Source organism: Variovorax sp. J22R115, from assembly GCF_030317005.1.
Classification (GTDB): Bacteria; Pseudomonadota; Gammaproteobacteria; order Burkholderiales; family Burkholderiaceae_C; genus Variovorax.
Map to the genome: position 1 here is coordinate 32,110 of NZ_JASZYM010000029.1, position 17,328 is coordinate 49,437.

17 protein-coding genes and 1 tRNA gene are annotated in these 17,328 nt (G+C 63.8%); 12 read left to right on the top strand and 6 right to left on the bottom strand.

The window, feature by feature from the left end:
* The first annotated feature begins 4 nt into the window (after nucleotides 1-4).
* The 3 genes from QTI04_RS32015 to QTI04_RS32025 are packed head-to-tail and all read left to right on the top strand — an operon-like array spanning nucleotide 5 to nucleotide 2,692.
* The gene (locus QTI04_RS32015) at nucleotides 5-1,186 is read left to right on the top strand and encodes a branched-chain amino acid ABC transporter permease (protein WP_286602699.1); all 1,182 of its coding nucleotides are present in this window, start codon (nucleotides 5-7) and stop codon (nucleotides 1,184-1,186) included.
* 17 nt (nucleotides 1,187-1,203) lie between these two features.
* On the top strand, nucleotides 1,204-1,974 hold the full coding sequence (locus tag QTI04_RS32020; RefSeq protein WP_286619256.1) for an ABC transporter ATP-binding protein: 771 nt from the start codon (nucleotides 1,204-1,206) through the stop codon (nucleotides 1,972-1,974).
* A gap of 1 nt (nucleotide 1,975) precedes the next feature.
* Nucleotides 1,976-2,692, top strand: coding sequence for an ABC transporter ATP-binding protein (locus tag QTI04_RS32025; RefSeq protein ID WP_286619257.1), 717 nt, complete (start codon nucleotides 1,976-1,978; stop codon nucleotides 2,690-2,692).
* Between the two features lie 95 nt (nucleotides 2,693-2,787).
* Here QTI04_RS32025 and QTI04_RS32030 read toward each other — a convergent pair whose 3' ends face one another.
* Together QTI04_RS32030 and QTI04_RS32035 are read right to left on the bottom strand one after the other, a co-directional pair.
* Nucleotides 2,788-3,759 carry a tripartite tricarboxylate transporter substrate binding protein gene (locus QTI04_RS32030; protein ID WP_286602694.1) on the bottom strand — a complete coding sequence of 324 codons (972 nt, stop codon included), beginning with the start codon at nucleotides 3,757-3,759 and terminating at the stop codon, nucleotides 2,788-2,790.
* Nucleotides 3,760-3,824: 65 nt separating this feature from the next.
* Nucleotides 3,825-4,889, bottom strand: coding sequence for a CDP-6-deoxy-delta-3,4-glucoseen reductase (locus QTI04_RS32035; RefSeq protein WP_286619266.1), 1,065 nt, complete (start codon nucleotides 4,887-4,889; stop codon nucleotides 3,825-3,827).
* A gap of 38 nt (nucleotides 4,890-4,927) precedes the next feature.
* On the opposite strand from QTI04_RS32035, the gene QTI04_RS32040 reads away from it, so the two are divergent.
* The gene (locus tag QTI04_RS32040; RefSeq protein WP_286619258.1) at nucleotides 4,928-5,857 is read left to right on the top strand and encodes an NAD-dependent epimerase/dehydratase family protein; all 930 of its coding nucleotides are present in this window, start codon (nucleotides 4,928-4,930) and stop codon (nucleotides 5,855-5,857) included.
* Nucleotides 5,858-5,880: 23 nt separating this feature from the next.
* Here QTI04_RS32040 and QTI04_RS32045 read toward each other — a convergent pair whose 3' ends face one another.
* Nucleotides 5,881-6,501 carry a GAF domain-containing protein gene (locus tag QTI04_RS32045; RefSeq protein WP_286619260.1) on the bottom strand — a complete coding sequence of 207 codons (621 nt, stop codon included), beginning with the start codon at nucleotides 6,499-6,501 and terminating at the stop codon, nucleotides 5,881-5,883.
* 79 nt (nucleotides 6,502-6,580) lie between these two features.
* Nucleotides 6,581-6,665 (bottom strand) — tRNA-Leu (locus QTI04_RS32050).
* A gap of 40 nt (nucleotides 6,666-6,705) precedes the next feature.
* On the opposite strand from QTI04_RS32050, the gene cysM reads away from it, so the two are divergent.
* The 4 genes from cysM to QTI04_RS32070 are packed head-to-tail and all read left to right on the top strand — an operon-like array spanning nucleotide 6,706 to nucleotide 9,541.
* Entirely contained in the window at nucleotides 6,706-7,608 is a 903-nt protein-coding gene (gene cysM, locus QTI04_RS32055) for a cysteine synthase CysM (RefSeq protein ID WP_286602686.1), read from the top strand.
* Nucleotides 7,609-7,613: 5 nt separating this feature from the next.
* Nucleotides 7,614-8,168: an NUDIX hydrolase gene (locus QTI04_RS32060; RefSeq protein ID WP_286602684.1), complete on the top strand. Its 555-nt coding sequence runs from the start codon at nucleotides 7,614-7,616 to the stop codon at nucleotides 8,166-8,168.
* A gap of 25 nt (nucleotides 8,169-8,193) precedes the next feature.
* Nucleotides 8,194-8,421, top strand: coding sequence for a sulfurtransferase TusA family protein (locus QTI04_RS32065; RefSeq protein WP_286602683.1), 228 nt, complete (start codon nucleotides 8,194-8,196; stop codon nucleotides 8,419-8,421).
* Nucleotides 8,422-8,434: 13 nt separating this feature from the next.
* Nucleotides 8,435-9,541, top strand: a complete 1,107-nt coding sequence (locus QTI04_RS32070; protein WP_286619262.1) for an SGNH/GDSL hydrolase family protein — start codon at nucleotides 8,435-8,437, stop codon at nucleotides 9,539-9,541.
* Here QTI04_RS32070 and galU read toward each other — a convergent pair.
* Entirely contained in the window at nucleotides 9,522-10,412 is an 891-nt protein-coding gene (gene galU / locus QTI04_RS32075) for a UTP--glucose-1-phosphate uridylyltransferase GalU (RefSeq protein WP_286602680.1), read from the bottom strand. The genes QTI04_RS32070 and galU overlap by 20 nt on opposite strands.
* 93 nt (nucleotides 10,413-10,505) lie before the next feature.
* The gene (locus QTI04_RS32080) at nucleotides 10,506-13,376 is read right to left on the bottom strand and encodes a valine--tRNA ligase (protein ID WP_286619264.1); all 2,871 of its coding nucleotides are present in this window, start codon (nucleotides 13,374-13,376) and stop codon (nucleotides 10,506-10,508) included.
* A 130-nt stretch (nucleotides 13,377-13,506) separates the two neighbouring features.
* Here QTI04_RS32080 and yaaA point away from each other — a divergent pair, with 130 nt between their 5' ends.
* The 4 genes from yaaA to queF are packed head-to-tail and all read left to right on the top strand — an operon-like array spanning nucleotide 13,507 to nucleotide 16,933.
* Complete coding sequence (yaaA, locus tag QTI04_RS32085; RefSeq protein WP_286602677.1) at nucleotides 13,507-14,316, top strand: peroxide stress protein YaaA; 810 nt, start codon at nucleotides 13,507-13,509, stop codon at nucleotides 14,314-14,316.
* A 2-nt stretch (nucleotides 14,317-14,318) separates the two neighbouring features.
* Nucleotides 14,319-15,161 (top strand): 2OG-Fe(II) oxygenase, encoded by an 843-nt coding sequence (locus QTI04_RS32090; RefSeq protein WP_286619268.1) that lies wholly within the window; start codon nucleotides 14,319-14,321, stop codon nucleotides 15,159-15,161.
* A 25-nt stretch (nucleotides 15,162-15,186) separates the two neighbouring features.
* The gene (locus QTI04_RS32095; RefSeq protein WP_286602676.1) at nucleotides 15,187-16,089 is read left to right on the top strand and encodes an alpha/beta fold hydrolase; all 903 of its coding nucleotides are present in this window, start codon (nucleotides 15,187-15,189) and stop codon (nucleotides 16,087-16,089) included.
* Complete coding sequence (gene queF / locus QTI04_RS32100; RefSeq protein WP_286602675.1) at nucleotides 16,076-16,933, top strand: NADPH-dependent 7-cyano-7-deazaguanine reductase QueF; 858 nt, start codon at nucleotides 16,076-16,078, stop codon at nucleotides 16,931-16,933. The genes QTI04_RS32095 and queF overlap by 14 nt, the downstream gene beginning before the upstream one ends.
* Nucleotides 16,934-17,328: the final 395 nt, after the last annotated feature.

The following is a 17,328-nucleotide window of genomic DNA, read 5'->3' on the forward strand; positions in this document are numbered from 1 at the left end:
CACCATGAAGAACAGCAAGAACATCGTCTTCTTCCTGCTTGCGGCGGTCGGCCTGCTGGTCCTGCCGTTGCTGCTGCAAAGCCAGGGCAACGCCTGGGTTCGCATCGCGGACATCGCGTTGCTCTACGTGATGCTGGCGCTCGGCCTGAACATCGTGGTGGGCTATGCGGGCCTGCTCGATCTGGGGTACGTCGCCTTCTTTGCCATCGGCGCCTATCTGTACGCGCTGCTGGGGTCGCCTCACCTGACCGACACCTTCCCTGCCGTCAAGGCCATGTTCCCGAACGGGCTGCACAGTTCGCTGCTGCTGGTGATTCCTGCGGCACTCGGACTGGCTGCGCTGTTCGGCGCATTGCTGGGTGCGCCCACGCTCAAGTTGCGCGGCGACTACCTGGCCATCGTGACGCTCGGCTTCGGCGAAATCATCCGTGTGTTCCTGAACAACCTGGACCACCCGATCAACCTCACCAATGGACCGAAGGGCATCACCGCCATCGACCCGATCCATTTCTGGGGCCTGAACCTGGGCAAGCCCTTGAAGTTCGACGGCTTCACCATTTCCTCGGTGACGCTGTACTACTACCTGTTCCTGGCGCTGGTGATCTTCACCATCATCATTTCGCATCGCCTGCAGGTGTCGCGCATCGGTCGCGCCTGGATGGCGATCCGCGAAGACGAGATTGCGGCCAAGGCCATGGGCATCAACACCCGCAATATGAAGCTGCTGGCCTTCGCCATGGGCGCGAGCTTCGGCGGCGTGTCCGGTGCGATGTTCGCGTCGTTTCAGGGCTTCGTGTCTCCCGAATCCTTCAGCCTGATGGAGTCGGTGATGATCGTGGCGATGGTGGTGCTGGGCGGCATCGGCCACTTGCCCGGAGTGATTCTCGGCGCGGTCCTGCTGGCTGCGCTTCCCGAGGTGCTGCGCTATGTGGCAGGGCCTTTGCAGGCCATGACCGACGGTCGCCTGGACGCCTCGATCCTGCGGCAATTGTTCATTGCACTGGCGATGATCATCATCATGCTGGTGCGTCCGCGAGGCCTCTGGCCTTCGCCGGAGCATGGCAAGTCACTGGCGCGCAAGGGCACTGCTCCTGCATCCGGCATGCCGGCGGCAGCGCCGGGCATCGAGGTTCCGGCCGATGAAGTGCCGGGTGCTGCGTCGCGTCCCATGTCGATCAATCCGTGAGCGAGGAGAGCACGACAATGACTGAAACCATCCTCAACGTTCACGGCATCTCCAAGCGCTTCGGCGGCCTGCAGGCGCTGTCCGATGTCGGCATCAAGATCCAGCGCGGCCAAGTCTACGGACTGATCGGCCCCAACGGCGCCGGCAAGACCACCTTCTTCAACGTCATCACGGGCCTCTACACGCCCGACAGCGGCACGTTCGAACTGGCCGGCAAGCCCTATCAACCCACGGCGGTGCACGAGGTCGCCAAGGCCGGCATCGCGCGCACGTTCCAGAACATCCGCCTCTTCTCGGAAATGACGGCGCTCGAGAACGTGATGGTCGGGCGCCACATCCGCACGCATTCGGGCGTGTTCGGCGCCATCTTTCGCACCGGCGGCTTCAAGGCCGAGGAGGCGGCGATCGCCGACCGCGCGCATGAGTTGCTCGACTACGTAGGGATCGGCAAGTTTGCCGACTACAAGGCACGCACGCTGAGCTACGGCGATCAGCGCCGTCTCGAAATCGCACGCGCGCTGGCGACCGATCCGCAGCTCATTGCGCTCGACGAGCCCGCGGCCGGCATGAACGCCACCGAAAAAGTGCTCCTGCGCGAGCTGATCGACCGCATTCGCAAGGACGATCGCACCATCCTGTTGATCGAGCACGACGTGAAGCTGGTGATGGGCCTGTGCGATCGCGTGACGGTGCTGGACTATGGCAAGCAGATCGCGGAGGGAACGCCTGCCGACGTGCAGAGAAACGAAAAGGTGATCGAGGCCTACCTCGGCACGGGAGGACACTGAGATGGCACAAACTCTTTTGAAAGTCAGCGGCCTGAAGGTGGCCTACGGCGGTATCCAGGCCGTGAAGGGTGTGGACTTCGAGGTGCACGAAGGCGAACTCGTGTCGCTGATCGGCTCCAATGGCGCGGGCAAGACCACGACGATGAAGGCCATCACCGGCACTCAGCCTTTCCTGGGCGGAGATATCGAGTTTCTCGGTAAGAGCATCAAGGGCCGCGGAGCCTGGGATCTGGTCGGCGAAGGCTTGGTGATGGTGCCCGAAGGCCGCGGCGTCTTCACGCGCATGACCATCACCGAGAACCTGCAGATCGGCGCCTTCATCCGCAAGGACAAGGCGGAGATCGCGAAGGACATGGATCGGGTTTTCGCGACGTTCCCGCGCCTGAAGGAGCGCGCGACGCAACTCGCCGGCACCATGTCCGGCGGCGAGCAGCAGATGCTTGCGATGGGCCGTGCATTGATGGCGCGCCCCAAGGTGCTCTTGCTCGACGAGCCGTCGATGGGCCTGTCGCCGATCATGGTCGACAAGATCTTCGAGGTGGTGAAGCAGGTCTACGACCAGGGAGTCACCGTGCTTCTGGTCGAACAGAACGCCAGCCGCGCGCTGCAACTTGCCGATCGCGGCTACGTGATGGAGTCAGGCCTGATCACCATGAGCGGCGACGCCAAGGTCATGCTGAGCGACCCCAAAGTGAGAGCCGCGTACCTCGGAGAGTAGTCAGTCCAGGAATACCGCGGAACCGGCTCCCGCCGGGCCGCAGGTACTGCCCCCTTAAAAGTGGGGCGGCTACGCGCAGCGAGCCAGCCTGGGGGTCAGTCCACCTTCGCGCCAGTGGCCTTGACGACTTTCTCGTACTTGGAGAGTTCGGTCGTCATGAACGCGCCGAACTGCTCGGGCGAACTGGCGACCGGTTCAGCCAGCAGCGACGCGAATCGCGTCTTGGTTTCCGGCGCGTTGAGCGCGGCGACGAAGGCGTGATTGAGCTTGGCGACCACGTCGGACGGCGTGCCGGCCGGTGCCACGAGACCCCACCACGTATCGATCGAGAAGCCTTTGAGCGTGGCCGCGACCGTCGGCACATCAGGCAGCGTGCTGCTGCGCGCCGCGGTGGTCACCGCGATGGCTTTGAGCTTGCCTGAGCGGATGTTGGGCGCCGCGGTGGCGAGGTTGTCGAAGTTGAAGTCGACCTGCCCCGACAGCAGCGCGAGCTGCGCGGGGTTGCCGCCGTTGTAGGGGATGTGGACCGCGAAGATCCCCGCTTCCTTCTTGAATAGCTCGCCCGCGAGGTGTCCAGCGCTGCCGTTGCCGCCGCTGCCGTAGTTGAGCTTGGCCGGATTGGCCTTGGCGTAGGCGATGAGATCGGGCAGCGAATTGATCTTCAGGCGTTGTGCAGTTTCGGCGTTCATCACCAGCACGTTGGGCACGCGCACCATCTGCGTGATTGGCGCGAAGTCCGTGGCCGCATTGAAAGGCATCTTGGCGTAGAGCCAGGGATTGACCGCGTTTGTCGCCGTCGCGGCGATGCCGATCGTGAGGCCGTCCGGTGCCGCTTTCGCCACTGCGTCCGCGCCGATGTTGCCGCCGGCACCTGGCTTGTTGTCGATGATGACCGTACCCAGCGAGTCTTTCACGCGCTCGGCCAGAACGCGCGCCGTGACGTCGATTGGACCGCCGGCGGCGTACGGAACCACGAGACGGATGGGGCGCTGCTGGGCAAGCGCTGGGGCGGCGAGAAGGACCGTAGCGGTGGAGACGAGGCTGAGGAGGAAATGTCTGGCTTTCATGTTTCCAATTGTGCTTCGTGCGGCCCGGGTCGCGCCGATGGCTATCCCTGAGCTTGAGCGCGATGTCAGGGCAAGGCTTTGTCCGCTTCCGTCGTGAAGGCATCGGCGAAGAATTCATCCTCGGGCAGGCCGCGCTCCGCGACGTAGTCCCGCTTGGCGGAATCGACCACGATCGGCGCTCCGCAGGCGTATACCTGATAGCCGGACAGATCGCTGAAATCCTCCATCACCGCGCGGTGAACGAAGCCGGTGCGGCCCCGCCAATTGTCCTCTGGCACCGCATTCGAAACCACGGGCACGTAGCGCAGGTTCGGCATCACCGCGAGTTGCGCACGGACCCAGTCGTCCATGTAGAGGTCCTCGGGTCGCCGGCCGCCCCAGTACATGGTCGCCGGCCGTTCGATGCCCTTGAGCTTCATGTGCTCGAGCAGGGCCTTGATCGGCGCGAAGCCCGTGCCGGACGCCAGCAGGACCAGCGGCTTGTCGGATTCCTCACGCAGGAAGAAGCTGCCGTAGGGGCCTTCGATGCGGAGGATTTCCTTTTCCTTCATCGCACCGAAGACGTGGTCCGTGAACTTGCCGCCGGGCAGATGTCGAATGTGCAGTTCGATGCCCGTGCCAGGCTCCAGCAGCGTGTGTGGCGCATTGGCCATGGAGTAGCTTCGGCGCGTCCCGTCGCGAAGGATGAACTCGATGTACTGGCCGGCATGGAACTGCAGCGGTTCGCCCGCCGGGAGTTGCAGGCGCAGCATCACGACGTCGTGCGACTGTCGTGTGAGTGCGAGCACGCGGACCGGCATCTTTCGGATCGGGAATGCCCCGGCTTCGGTCACCTGGCGCGATTCCAGCACCACGTCACTCTCTGCCCGCGCGCAGCAGGTCAAGACGAAACCGGCCAGCTCTTCCTCGTTGCTCAGGGCCTTGCTCTGGTGCAGGCCCAGCGTCACGGTGCCCGACAGCTTCTTGCATTTGCACGAACCACAGGCGCCGTCCTTGCAGCCATAGGGAAGGCCGATGCCCTGGCGAATGCCGGCCGCGAGAATGGTTTCGTCCGCGTGTGCGGTGAAATGGCGCCCGCTGGGCTCGACGGTAATGTGAAAGCCCGCTTCGCTCGGCGCTGCGCTGGTCATGGTTATTCTTCGAATCTGCTTCAAAAGGGAGATGGATTTTGCCCTCAATCAACAGCCCTCTCGGCGCGAGGCCCTCGCGCTTCCGACGCGAGCGCGTGCTCATCGTCGGTTGCGGCGACGTGGGGCTGCGGGCCGTCAGCCTTCTGCGGGGCCGTATGCGGTTGATGGCGCTGACGTCTTCGCCAGCGCGCGCGCCGCTGTTGCGACAGGCGGGCGTCACGCCGATCATTGCGAATCTCGACGCGCCGACAACGCTCAGGCGTCTTTCAGGGCTCGCGACCCGCGTGCTGCACCTCGCGCCGCCCGCTCGCGTCGATGGTGCGCAGTGGTGGCGTGATGCGCGGACTCTGGCCCTGGCGCGTGTGCTGCGCTTGCGCTCGCTGCCTTCCACATTCGTCTATGGCTCGACCAGTGGCGTCTATGGCGACTGCGGAGGGGCGCGGATCAGCGAAACGCGTGCCGTGCGGCCCGATACGCCCCGGGCACACCGTCGCGTCGATGCCGAGCGCACCGTTCGCTGGCTCGGCCGGGCGGGCGTATCGGCCCGCATCCTGCGTATTCCCGGCATCTACGCGCCCGACCGCGACGGGGGCACACCGCGCGAACGGCTTAAGAAGGGCACACCGGTGCTGCGCTCGGAGGATGACGTCTATACGAATCACATTCACGCCGACGACCTCGCGCGTGCGTGTGTGGCGGCGTTGTGGCGCGGCGGCCCGCAGCGCGTTTTTCACGCAAGCGACGACAGCGAACTCAAGATGGGCGACTACGTTGATCTCGCCGCCCGTCTGTACGGTTTTCCGAGGCCGCCACGCATCGCGCGCGAGGAGGCGCAGGCACAGCTTCCACTGTCGCTATTGAGCTTCATGGGCGAATCGCGGCGCCTCGACAACACGCGGCTCAAGCGCGAGTTGCGCGTGCACCTGCGCCATCCGACGGTGGAGACGGGTCTTCGGTCCGGCTCCTGATCGGCCGCGGCCGAGGGCTTGAATCAGCGCTGGCGGGCTGATCCGTCCTGCGGCTGGAGTGACCAGTCGGCCATGGCCTTTTCTGCATCGCGTGCGCGACGCGCGTTGATTTTCTTGGCCGTGAGCTGGGCGGACATTTCCAGCTTCTTGAGGTCGCGCTGCGTCAATTGCTCATTGGGTGCGAAGCTGAAGCAGCACAGCGTGCCATAGACGCGACCGTCATTGAGGATGATGGGGGTGCTCAGATGGGCGCCCAGCGGAAAGTCCGTCGGCGGCAGTTCCCTGAACGTCGGAAGCGCAGCCACATCGCGGACCAGGCTCGGCAGGCGCCCGTCGATGACGCGCTGGCAAAAAGATTCTTCCAGCGGCGAGGACTGGCCCGGCTCGATGACCCGGGACTCCGGGCTCGTATCGACGCGCCGGAAAACGCGCCGTCCGTCGACGAACTCGGAGACAAACACCACGTCCATCCTCAGATGCTCACGTAGCAGGCGCAAGACCTCGGAGACCGACTCGTCGATGAGTGCGTCGCTGCCCTCGGGGGTGGCGACCAGCAGTTCGGAAACCTTGACTTCGAACGCGTCCGGCGCGTAATCGGGATCATGAAAAACCATCGGACGATTGTAGATTTGCGCGCGATTCAAGCGCCGCGCCGCGCCGTCGAGCCGGCATGCGACTCGCCCTTTGCGCGAAATACTTCCTGGAGTCACGGCATGAGAACCGTGGTGCCCGGGGCCGGAATCGAACCGGCACGCCTTGCGGCGGGGGATTTTGAGTCCCCTGCGTCTACCAATTTCACCACCCGGGCACGGAAGGAAGGAAGCCCAAAATTATGGCACAGTGGCTCCATGCAATACCCGACAATTGAAGACGCGATCGGCAAGACACCCCTGGTTGCGTTGCAACGCATCGATGCGGACGCCAATGCGAAGCGCGGCAACGTGATTCTTGGCAAGCTCGAAGGCAACAACCCCGCTGGCTCGGTCAAGGACCGGCCGGCCCTCTCCATGATCAAGCGCGCCGAAGAGCGCGGCGAGATCAAGCCCGGCGATACCTTGATCGAGGCAACCTCCGGCAACACAGGCATTGCACTCGCCATGGCTGCAGCCATCAAGGGCTACCGCATGGTCCTCATCATGCCGGAGGACCTCTCCGTCGAGCGCGCGCAGACCATGAAGGCTTTCGGCGCCGAACTGGTGCTCACGCCCAAGAGCGGCGGCATGGAATACGCCCGCGATCTGGCCGAGCAGATGGTGCAGCAGGGCAAGGGGAGGGTGCTGGACCAGTTTGCCAACCCCGACAACCCCCGCATCCACTACGAGACCACCGGCCCGGAGATCTGGGCCGACACGCGGGGCCGGATCACGCATTTCGTGAGCGCCATGGGCACGACCGGGACCATCACGGGCGTTTCGCGCTTCCTCAAGGAAAAGAATCCCTCGGTGCGCATCGTCGGCGCGCAGCCGGACGAAGGCTCGCGCATACCGGGCATTCGCAAATGGCCGGAGGAATACCTGCCCAAGATCTACGACCCCAGCCGGGTCGATCAGGTCGTGAACGTGAGCCAGGACAACGCCGAGGAAATGTGCCGCAGGCTGGCCCGCGAGGAAGGCATCTTCGGCGGCATTTCCGCTGCGGGCGCGTTGTGGGTTGCGCTGGAGATCGCGAAGACCGTCGAGAACGCGACCATCGTGTTCGTGGTGTGCGACCGCGGCGACCGATACCTGTCGACCGGCGTGTTCCCCGCCTGACTGCCATGAGCGATCACAAGTTCTGCCCGGCTTGCGCAACACCGCTCGCGCACATCCAACTGCAGGAAGACGGCGGCCCGAAGTCGCGCCTGCGCTGCCCCTCCTGCGGCTGGACCCATTGGAACAATCCGACGCCCGTGCTGGCTGCGATCATCGAATACCGTGGCCAGGTGCTTCTGGCGCGCAACGCCGCATGGCCGCACAAGATGTACGCCTTGATCACCGGCTTCATGGAGGCGGGCGAAACGCCGCAGGAAGGCATCGCGCGTGAAATCAAGGAAGAAACGAATCTCGATGCGAGCGCGTTGAACCTCGTTGGCGTCTATGACTTCCAGCGCATGAACCAAGTGATCATCGCCTACCATGCGGTCGCCGATGGCGAGGTGCGGCTCTCGCCCGAACTGGTCGACTACCGGCTCTACGACCTCGAAGCGCTCCGGTGCTGGCCGGCTGGAACCGGCTACGCTTTGGCCGACTGGCTGCGTACGCGCGGCCACGAGCCTCGATTCATGGAGTGGCCGCGTCCGGCCGCGCCCATGCCCGATGCGGCAGCCACCTAGAATTCGGCCGCCGGAGGAATTCGCCATGCACATCCACAAAGAAATCGACACCCGCGGACTCAATTGTCCGTTGCCCATCCTGAAGGCCAAGAAGTCGCTCAACGAGATGCAAAGCGGTGAACTGCTGAAGGTGGTGTCCACCGACGCAGGCTCGGTGCGTGACTTCCAGGCGTTCGCGCGCCAGACGGGCAACGATCTCGTCGAACAGCAGACCATCGGTACAGATTTCATTCACGTTCTGCGGCGCCGTTAAGTGGCCCGCCGCCATGAAGCGACCCAATCGCATCGCTGCCTGCGCCCTCGTGCTGGGCGTGCTCGCTGCGGTTCTGACCCTGACGATGTGGAGTGACGGAATGGGTTCGGCCCCTAAGAATCCAAATCCGCCCTCGGCTTCCATCCCTCTTGCGGTGCTGGGAGATTCCAACAGCCAGTCCTACCAGGACTACAAATGGTTCCCCGCCACTTCGAACGAACGCGGCGGCCCCTTGCGCGCACGCACCTTTCAATGGACGGAGGTGCTGGCCCGCCTGAGAGGGCATGAACTGGATCTGGGCCCTTGGGTTCGCTGGGGGCGGCCCGGTGTTGTGGCACGCGCGCGCGAATGGATCGGCTTGAGCGGCGGTCGAGCCCCCGAGAAAGAGGATTACCTCTACAACTTCGCGAATTCCGGTGCTGCGTGCACGAACCTCATGGGCGGCCGTTTTCGCCAGGGTCCACGTCTTGTCGAACTGATGAACGAGGAACCGGAGCGCTGGACGCGCGGGGTGGTGGTGATTCGAATCGGGATCAACAGTTGGGCCGGTCTGCTGGATCTCCAGGCTGCCGATCCCATGGCCCCGGAGTTGCCCGCCACCATCGCCTATTGCGCGGGCGAGATTCGCAAAGCCGTGGAGATGATCCATGCCTCGCACCCATCGACGCGCATCCTGCTGATCGGCATCCCCAACGAAGCAGACGATCCGGCCAATTTCGAGCGTTGGCGCTCTGCCGGGGACACGACCAACATCAGGATCGCACTGGACAACTTCAATTCGGCCATTCGCGACATTGCCGCAGGCAATCCGCACGTGGCCTTCTTCGACGATTTCGCGTGGTTCGAGAGTCGGTGGGGCACTCGCGACGCGTCAGGCAAGCCTTCCGACAAGACTTTTGCATTCGGACCACTTCGCATCACGAACACTGCCGGAGACGAGCCCAGCAACCTCCTGCTCGGAGATCACCATGTCGGGGTGGTCGCGAACGCCTTGTGGGCCCAGACGCTGGTGGCCTACCTGAAGGAGGCCTTCGGCCTGCCGCTCACGCCCGTCAGCGACGAGGAACTGCTTCGCTTCCTCGATCCGCTGGTCAGCCCGTCTACAGTTCCAGGCTCTTGAGGTAGTCGCGGAACTGGCCGCCGACTTCGGGGTGGGCCAGCGCGAGTTCGACGGTGGCCTGCAGGAAACCTTCCTTGCTGCCGCAGTCGTAGCGAATGCCCTTGTATGAATAGGCGTAGACCGATTCCTTCTTCATCAGCGCGGCGATGCCGTCGGTCAGCTGGATTTCGCCGCCGGCGCCCTTGGGCTGATTGCGGATCTCACTGAACACACCGGGCGTGAGGATGTAGCGGCCCGCAACGCCGAGGCGTGAGGGCGCATCCTCCGGCTTCGGCTTCTCGACCATGCGATTGACCTTGACCAGTCCCTCCTCGATCGTGTCGCCGGCCACGATGCCGTAGCGCTTGACGTGCTCCAGTGGCACTTCCTGCACCGCCAGCACCGAACTGCGCAGCTTGTCGAAGGCGCGCGTCATTTGCGCAAGGATCGGCTCCCCGCCGTCCGGGCCGACCATCAAGTCGTCGGCCAGCAGGACCGCAAAAGGTTCGTCGCCGACGAGATGCTCCGCGCACAGCACGGCGTGTCCCAGTCCCAGCATGCGAGGCTGCCGTACATAGGAGCAGGTCATGTCGTCGGGCATGACCGAGCGGGCGATATCGAGTAGTTCGCGCTTGCCACTGGCTTCGAGCTGCGATTCGAGTTCGTAGGCCGTGTCGTAGTGGTCCTCGATCGCGCGCTTGTTGCGCCCGGTCACAAAGATCATGTCGCGGATGCCGGCGGCATAGGCTTCCTCGACCGCGTACTGGATCAGCGGCTTGTCCACCACCGGGAGCATTTCCTTGGGCTGCGCCTTGGTGGCAGGGAGGAAACGGGTGCCAAAGCCGGCTACGGGAAACACGGCCTTGCGAATGCGCGTCGGGGAGGTGGACATGGGTTTTTCGTCAGATCAGGGGAGGTGAATCGAAGAAGGGCGGCGTTGCGAACGCCGCACCCGAATACTAAAGGCCGCTGTGTTCGTCGTATGTCAGCCGAGGCGCACAAGCTGGTCCCGAAGCCGCTCGACAGTGGCGCTGAAATCCGCCAGCCGCTTGCGTTCCTGTTCGATCACCGCCGGCGGCGCCTTGGCAACGAAGGCTTCGTTGCCAAGCTTGCCATTGACCTTGACGATCTCGCCCTCGACGCGCGCGAGTTCCTTTCCGATGCGGACCTTTTCGGCGGCCTTGTCGATTTCCATGTGCAGGCAGACGCGGACATCGCCCACCACGGCCACCGGCGCCGCCTCGGCGGCGGCGGACCATGCGGCCTCATCGTCGAAGACCTTCACTTCCTTGAGCTTGGCCAGTGCCTGGAGCACGGGCGCCGCGTCACGCAGGAACGCGCTGCTTGCTGCGTCGTCTGCGACCGCGTAGAGCGGCAGGCGCGTGGCCGGCGAGACGTTCATCTCGCCGCGCAGCGTTCGGCAGGCGTCCACCAGCGACTTGAGCCGTGCGACGTGGGCCTCGGCGGCCTCGTCGATCTTCTCTGGCTGGCTCTGGGGGTAGGCCGCGACCATGACCGACGCGCCCTCGCGGCCGGCGACCGGCGCCACCTTCTGCCAGAGCTCTTCAGTGATGAAGGGAATGACCGGGTGCGCCAGGCGCAGCAGGGTTTCGAGCGTGCGGATCAGCGTGCGGCGTGTGGCGCGCTTCTGCGCGTCGTCGCCCTGCTGGATCTGGACTTTTGCAATCTCGAGGTACCAGTCGCAGAACTCGTCCCAGGCGAACTGGTAGATGGCGTTGGCGACGTTGTCGAGGCGATATTCCTCGAAGCCTTTCGTCACCTCGGCCTCGACGCGCTGAAGCTGCGAGACGATCCAGCGGTCGGCCTGGCTGAACTTCAGGTAGCCGTGGGCCGGCCCGCCGACGGCGCATTCCGCCTTCGTGTGCTCCCGGAGGCCACAGTCCTGGCCTTCGCAGTTCATCAGAACGAATCGGGTGGCGTTCCACAGCTTGTTGCAGAAGTTGCGGTAGCCCTCACAGCGCTTGGGGTCGAAGTTGATGCTGCGGCCCAGCGATGCGAGAGATGCGAAGGTGAAGCGCAGTGCGTCTGCACCAAAGGCGGGAATCCCTTCCGGGAACTCCTTCTGCGTGTTCTTGCGCACGGCAGGCGCGGTCTCGGGACGGCGCAGGCCCTGGGTGCGCTTGTCGAGCAGTTCGGGCAGTGCGATGCCGTCGATGAGGTCGACCGGGTCGAGCACGTTGCCCTCGGACTTGCTCATCTTCTTGCCGTGCGAATCGCGCACCAGGCCATGGATGTAGACGTGATTGAACGGCACCTTCCCGGTGAAATGCTTGGTCATCATGATCATCCGGGCGACCCAGAAGAAGATGATGTCGTAGCCAGTGACCAGCACGCTGGAAGGCAGATACAGGTCGAGGTCCTGCGTCTTATCGGGCCAGCCCAGCGAGGAGAAGGGCACCAGCGCCGACGAATACCAGGTGTCGAGCACGTCCTCGTCGCGCTTGAGCGTCTTGCCCGGTGCCTGGGCCTGTGCCTCGGCTTCGCTCTGCGCGACGTAGACCTTGCCGTCCTCGTCGTACCAGGCGGGAATCTGGTGGCCCCACCACAGCTGGCGGGAGATGGTCCAGTCCTGAATGTTCTCCATCCAGTGGTTGTAGGTGTTGACCCAGTTCTCGGGGACGAAGCTCACTTCGCCCGAGCGAACCGCTTCGATGGCCTTCTGCGCGATCGACTGACCGTTGGCATCCGGCTTGGTCATGGCGACGAACCACTGGTCGGTCAGCATGGGCTCGACCACGGCGCCGGTGCGCGCGCAGCGCGGCACCATCAGCTTGTGCTTCTTGGTTTCGATCAGCAGGCCCAGCACCTCGAGGTCGGCGACCACTGCCTTGCGTGCAACGAATCGGTCGAGGCCGCGGTACTTTTCGGGCGCGTTGTCGTTGATGGCGGCGTCGAGCGTCAGCACGCCGATGATCTGAAGGCCGTGGCGAAGGCCCACGGCATAGTCGTTGTGGTCGTGCGCCGGCGTGACCTTGACCACGCCCGTGCCGAACTCCTTGTCGACGTAGTCGTCGGCGATCACGGGGATCAGCCGGTCGACCAGCGGCAGCCGGACGCGGTGACCGATCAGGTGCTTGTAGCGCTCATCTTCGGGATGAACCATCACCGCCACGTCGCCCAGCATCGTCTCGGGGCGGGTGGTTGCCACCGTGAGCGAGCCGGAACCGTCTTCCAGCGGATAAGCGATGTGCCAGAGGAAGCCGTCTTCCTCCTCGCTTTCGACTTCGAGGTCGCTGACCGCAGTCTTGAGAACCGGGTCCCAGTTCACCAGGCGCTTGCCACGGTAGATCAGGCCCTCTTCATAAAGCTGCACGAAGGTCTGGGTGACGACCTTCGAGAGCTTGTCGTCCATCGTGAAGTACTCGCGACTCCAGTCGACCGTGTCGCCCATGCGGCGCATCTGGTTCGTGATGGTGTTGCCCGACTGTTCCTTCCACTCCCAGACCCGCGCGACGAAGTTCTTGCGGCCCAGGTCGTAGCGGCTGACCTTCTGTTCCTGCAGCTGGCGCTCCACGACGATCTGCGTCGCGATGCCCGCATGATCGGTGCCCGGCAGCCAGAGCGTGTTGTCGCCGGCCATGCGGTGGTAGCGCGTCAGGCTGTCCATGATGGTCTGGTTGAACGCGTGCCCCATGTGTAGCGTGCCGGTGACGTTCGGTGGCGGCAGCTGGATCGCGAAGGAGGGTGCGCCGTTCTTGGGTATCTGTGTGCCGCGGAAGCCCGCAGCCGAATAGCCGCGCCGCTCCCATTCGGGCCCCCAGTGCGCCTCGATGGCAACGGGTTCGAAGGATTTGGAAAGGCTCTCGAGGCCGGGTTGGGGCAAGGTGTCGCTCATGGCGGTACAAAGACGAACGGCATCCCGCAGGATGCCGCTTGTGGGGTGGAGGTGGAGACGATTTTATTCGACTGCAGAGCGCTTCGCCCGGTTTGCCAGCGCGAGAGCCCTTGCCGCAGATAATTCGGCGATGCTTTTTCTGCTTTCCCCTGCCAAATCACTCGACTACGAGACCGCGGTGCCCGATGCGGTGCCGGCCACGCAGCCCCATTTCGAGGGCTCCAGGAGCCCCGCGGCCGAACTCATCAAGATCCTGCGTGACAAGTCGCCTCAGCAGATTGCCGAACTCATGCACCTGTCGGACAAGCTCTCGGCACTCAATGTGGCGCGTTACGCTGCCTGGACCTCCAAAGGCACCGAGAAGAATGCCAAGCAGGCCGCACTGGCCTTCGATGGCGACGTCTATGGCGGTCTCGAGGCAAAGACGCTCACCAAGGCGCAACTGGCCTGGGCGCAGGACCACATCTGCATATTGAGCGGGCTGTATGGCGTGTTGCGTCCGCTTGACCTCTTGCAGCCCTACCGGCTGGAGATGGGCACGCAACTCGCCAACCGCCATGGCAAGGACCTTTATGCCTTCTGGGGGCCGCGGATTGCGGAGCACCTCAATGAACGGCTGGCTGCCGATCGCACGCCGGTGGTCGTCAATCTGGCCTCGCAGGAATACTTCAAGTCGGTCGACCAGTCGGTGCTCAAGGCCCGCGTAGTGGAATGCGTATTCCAGGAATGGAAGGGCGCCACCGGTGCCAAGGGCGATCATGGAGGCTACAAGATCGTGAGCTTCTTTGCCAAGCGCGCGCGCGGCCTGATGGCGCGCTGGGCGGTGCTGCACAAGGTCGTCACGCCGAAGGCACTGGAAAAATTCGACCTCGAGGGCTACGCATTCGATAGCGCTGCATCGGAGCCCGAGCGACTCGTATTTCGCAGGAGATCCGCATGAGCCTGAGTCAGGAAATCAGTCCCGAGTTGCGCGAATGGGTTGCTGCCCAACTCGCTGCCGGTCATTCCGTGCCGAACCTGCGGGCATCGATGCGCGCCGCCGGGTGGCACGACAACGTGGCAGACGTCGTCTTGGGCGAGATCGAGGCGCGTGCCGCCGGGATCGCCGCGGTTGCGGAGCCGCCGCGCAAGAACATGCCGGGGCCGGACTTGTCGGGTTCGCCTCTCTATATAGATACCGGCGATCGCCGGGTCCAGGTGCTTCAGACGATGCGGCACCCGCGCGTCATCGTGTTCGGTGATCTTGTTTCCGACGACGAGTGCGAGGCACTGATCGCCGCTGCACGCCTGCGGCTTGCGCGCTCGCTCACGGTCGAGACGCAGACGGGCGGCGAGGCGCTCAACGTCGATCGGACCAGCGATGGCATGTTTTTCGAACGCGGCGAGAACGCGGTTGTCGCCCGGCTGGAGCAACGTATCGCAGCGCTTCTGCAATGGCCGCTCGAATTCGGCGAAGGGCTGCAGATCCTGCGCTATTCGCCGGGCGCGCAATACCGCCCGCACTTCGACTACTTCGATCCTGGCGAGCCCGGCACCCCGACCATCCTGCGTCGCGGCGGCCAGCGCGTCGCAACGCTGGTGATGTATCTGCAGGAACCTGAACAAGGCGGAGGCACCACCTTCCCTGACGTCGGGCTCGAAGTGGCGCCCAAGCGCGGGACCGGCGTCTTCTTCAGTTATGACCGGCCCGAACCGGCAACGCGCACCTTGCACGGCGGAGCACCTGTGCTTGCGGGGGAGAAGTGGGTCGCGACCAAGTGGCTTCGCGAGCGCGAGTTCATCTGAATCAACCCAGCATCCGGACATCCTTATGAAGATCACCGCCAATGGCATCCAGATCGAGGTCGAGGACAGGGGGGGTGAAGACCGACCGGTGGTCCTGCTCATCATGGGGCTCGGTATGCAACTGATCGCCTGGCCGGATGAGTTCGTGCAAGCGCTGGTCGACGCGGGATTTCGCGTGGTGTGCCACGACAATCGCGACATCGGTCTGAGCCAGAGCTTCGACGAGGCGGGGACCGGCAACCTGATCTGGCAGAGCGTGCGGCAGCGCATCGGTTTGCCGGTGCGTTCCGCCTACACCTTGCAAGACATGGCGGACGACGCGCTGGGTGTGCTGGACGCCCTGGGCGTCCGGCATGCCCACGTGGTCGGCGTCTCCATGGGCGGAATGATCGCCCAGCGGCTCGCCGCCAGCGCGCCGGAGCGGATGGCGAGTCTCGTCAGCATTATGAGTTCGAGCGGTGCGCGCAATCTTCCGGGGCCGCGGCCCGATGTGGCGGCCGCACTCATTCGACGTCCACCCAGCAGGACGGAAGCGGCGCTCGTGGCGCACGGCCTGGGTTTCGTCCGCCTGATTTCCAGTCCGGCCTACCCACAGGACGATCATGTGGTGAGCGAACGTATCCGACGCGCACTGCGTCGTGCGTACCGCCCCGCCGGCGTCGTGCGCCAGATGTTGGCCATCGGCGCCGACAGCGGCCGCGCATCGATGTTGGGGCGAATTGCCAGCCCCGCGCTCGTGCTGCATGGCGATGCCGATCCACTGGTTCCCATGGCTTGCGGTCAGGACACGGCGCGGCGCATCCCTGGCGCTCGTTTTGTCGCAGTGCCGGGGATGGGCCACGACCTGCCGCCGCAGGTCGTGGACATCCTCTTGCAGCACATGGTTCCCTTCCTGCAGACAGTCGAAAGCGCACATGAGCCTCGATAACACCCCCGAACAGTCGCAACTGGGCCGTGAGTCGACGTATGCCGATCACTACGACGCCAGCCTGCTGTTCCCGATTCCGCGCTCGACGCAGCGCGAAGCCATCGGTATCGCCGGCCATGCATTGCCGTTCTTCGGCGCCGATCTCTGGACTGCTTTCGAGTTGAGCTGGCTCAATCCGCGCGGCAAGCCGCAATTGGTCATCGCGCATTTCACGATCCCGTGCGAGACGCCAAACATCGTCGAAAGCAAGTCTTTCAAGCTCTACCTCAATAGCTTCAACGGCACCGTGTTCACTGACGTCGAAGCCGTGCGAGAGCGTCTGAAGGCCGATCTGAGCGAAGCGGTTTGGCGTGGCAGTGATCGATCCGCCAGCATCGGCGTCAGGCTTGTCGCTCCAGGTGAGTTCGATCGCCAACCGGTGCACGAACTCGAGGGGTTGGACCTGGATCGCCTAGATATCGAGTGCACGCAGTATCAGCCGACGCCGGAACTCCTCTCGAGCGACGCGACGCAGGCGCCTGTGACGGAGACGCTGACGAGCCGCCTTCTCAAGAGCAATTGCCTTGTTACTGGGCAGCCCGATTGGGGCAGCGTCCAGATTCGCTACAGCGGGCCCGCGATAGATCAAGCTGGCTTGCTCGCATACATCGTGAGCTTTCGCAACCACAACGAGTTTCACGAGCCGTGTGCGGAACGCATGTTCACGGACATCTGGCGTCGCTGTCAGCCCACCAAGCTGGCCGTGTATGCACGCTACACCCGCAGGGGCGGCTTGGACATCAACCCGTTTCGAACGAGCTGGCCTCAGCCGCTTCCTGCGAACACGCGTACGGCGCGGCAATGAGGGCTGCGCAGCCGTACGCGGAAATTTTTCGTAGGTAGTTGCCCGGGGCGTCAAAAGCAGGTCATAATCCAAGGCTCAGCAGAAAACGACTCGCTGAGTGGCTCCTGAAGAGGGGGGTTGCGGGGAGTCGGAAGAGGTTGAGAAAAAAGTCCTTCGGGCTTGACGGGATTGAAAAGATCGTGTCATAATCGAAGGCTCCGCTCAAAACGAAGCGTGCTGAAGTTTCTGAAAAGAAGTCAGGTGCAAATCGAAGCGAGAGGATAAAAAAAGTTTGCCTGTTCTTATAAAAACGTGGCATAATCGAAGGCTTCGCTGATCGCAGCGAGCAAGGCGCAAGACGGGAAGTGTTGAGCGCAGTTCGTTAAAAATATACAGCCGATAAGCGTGGGCGTTTG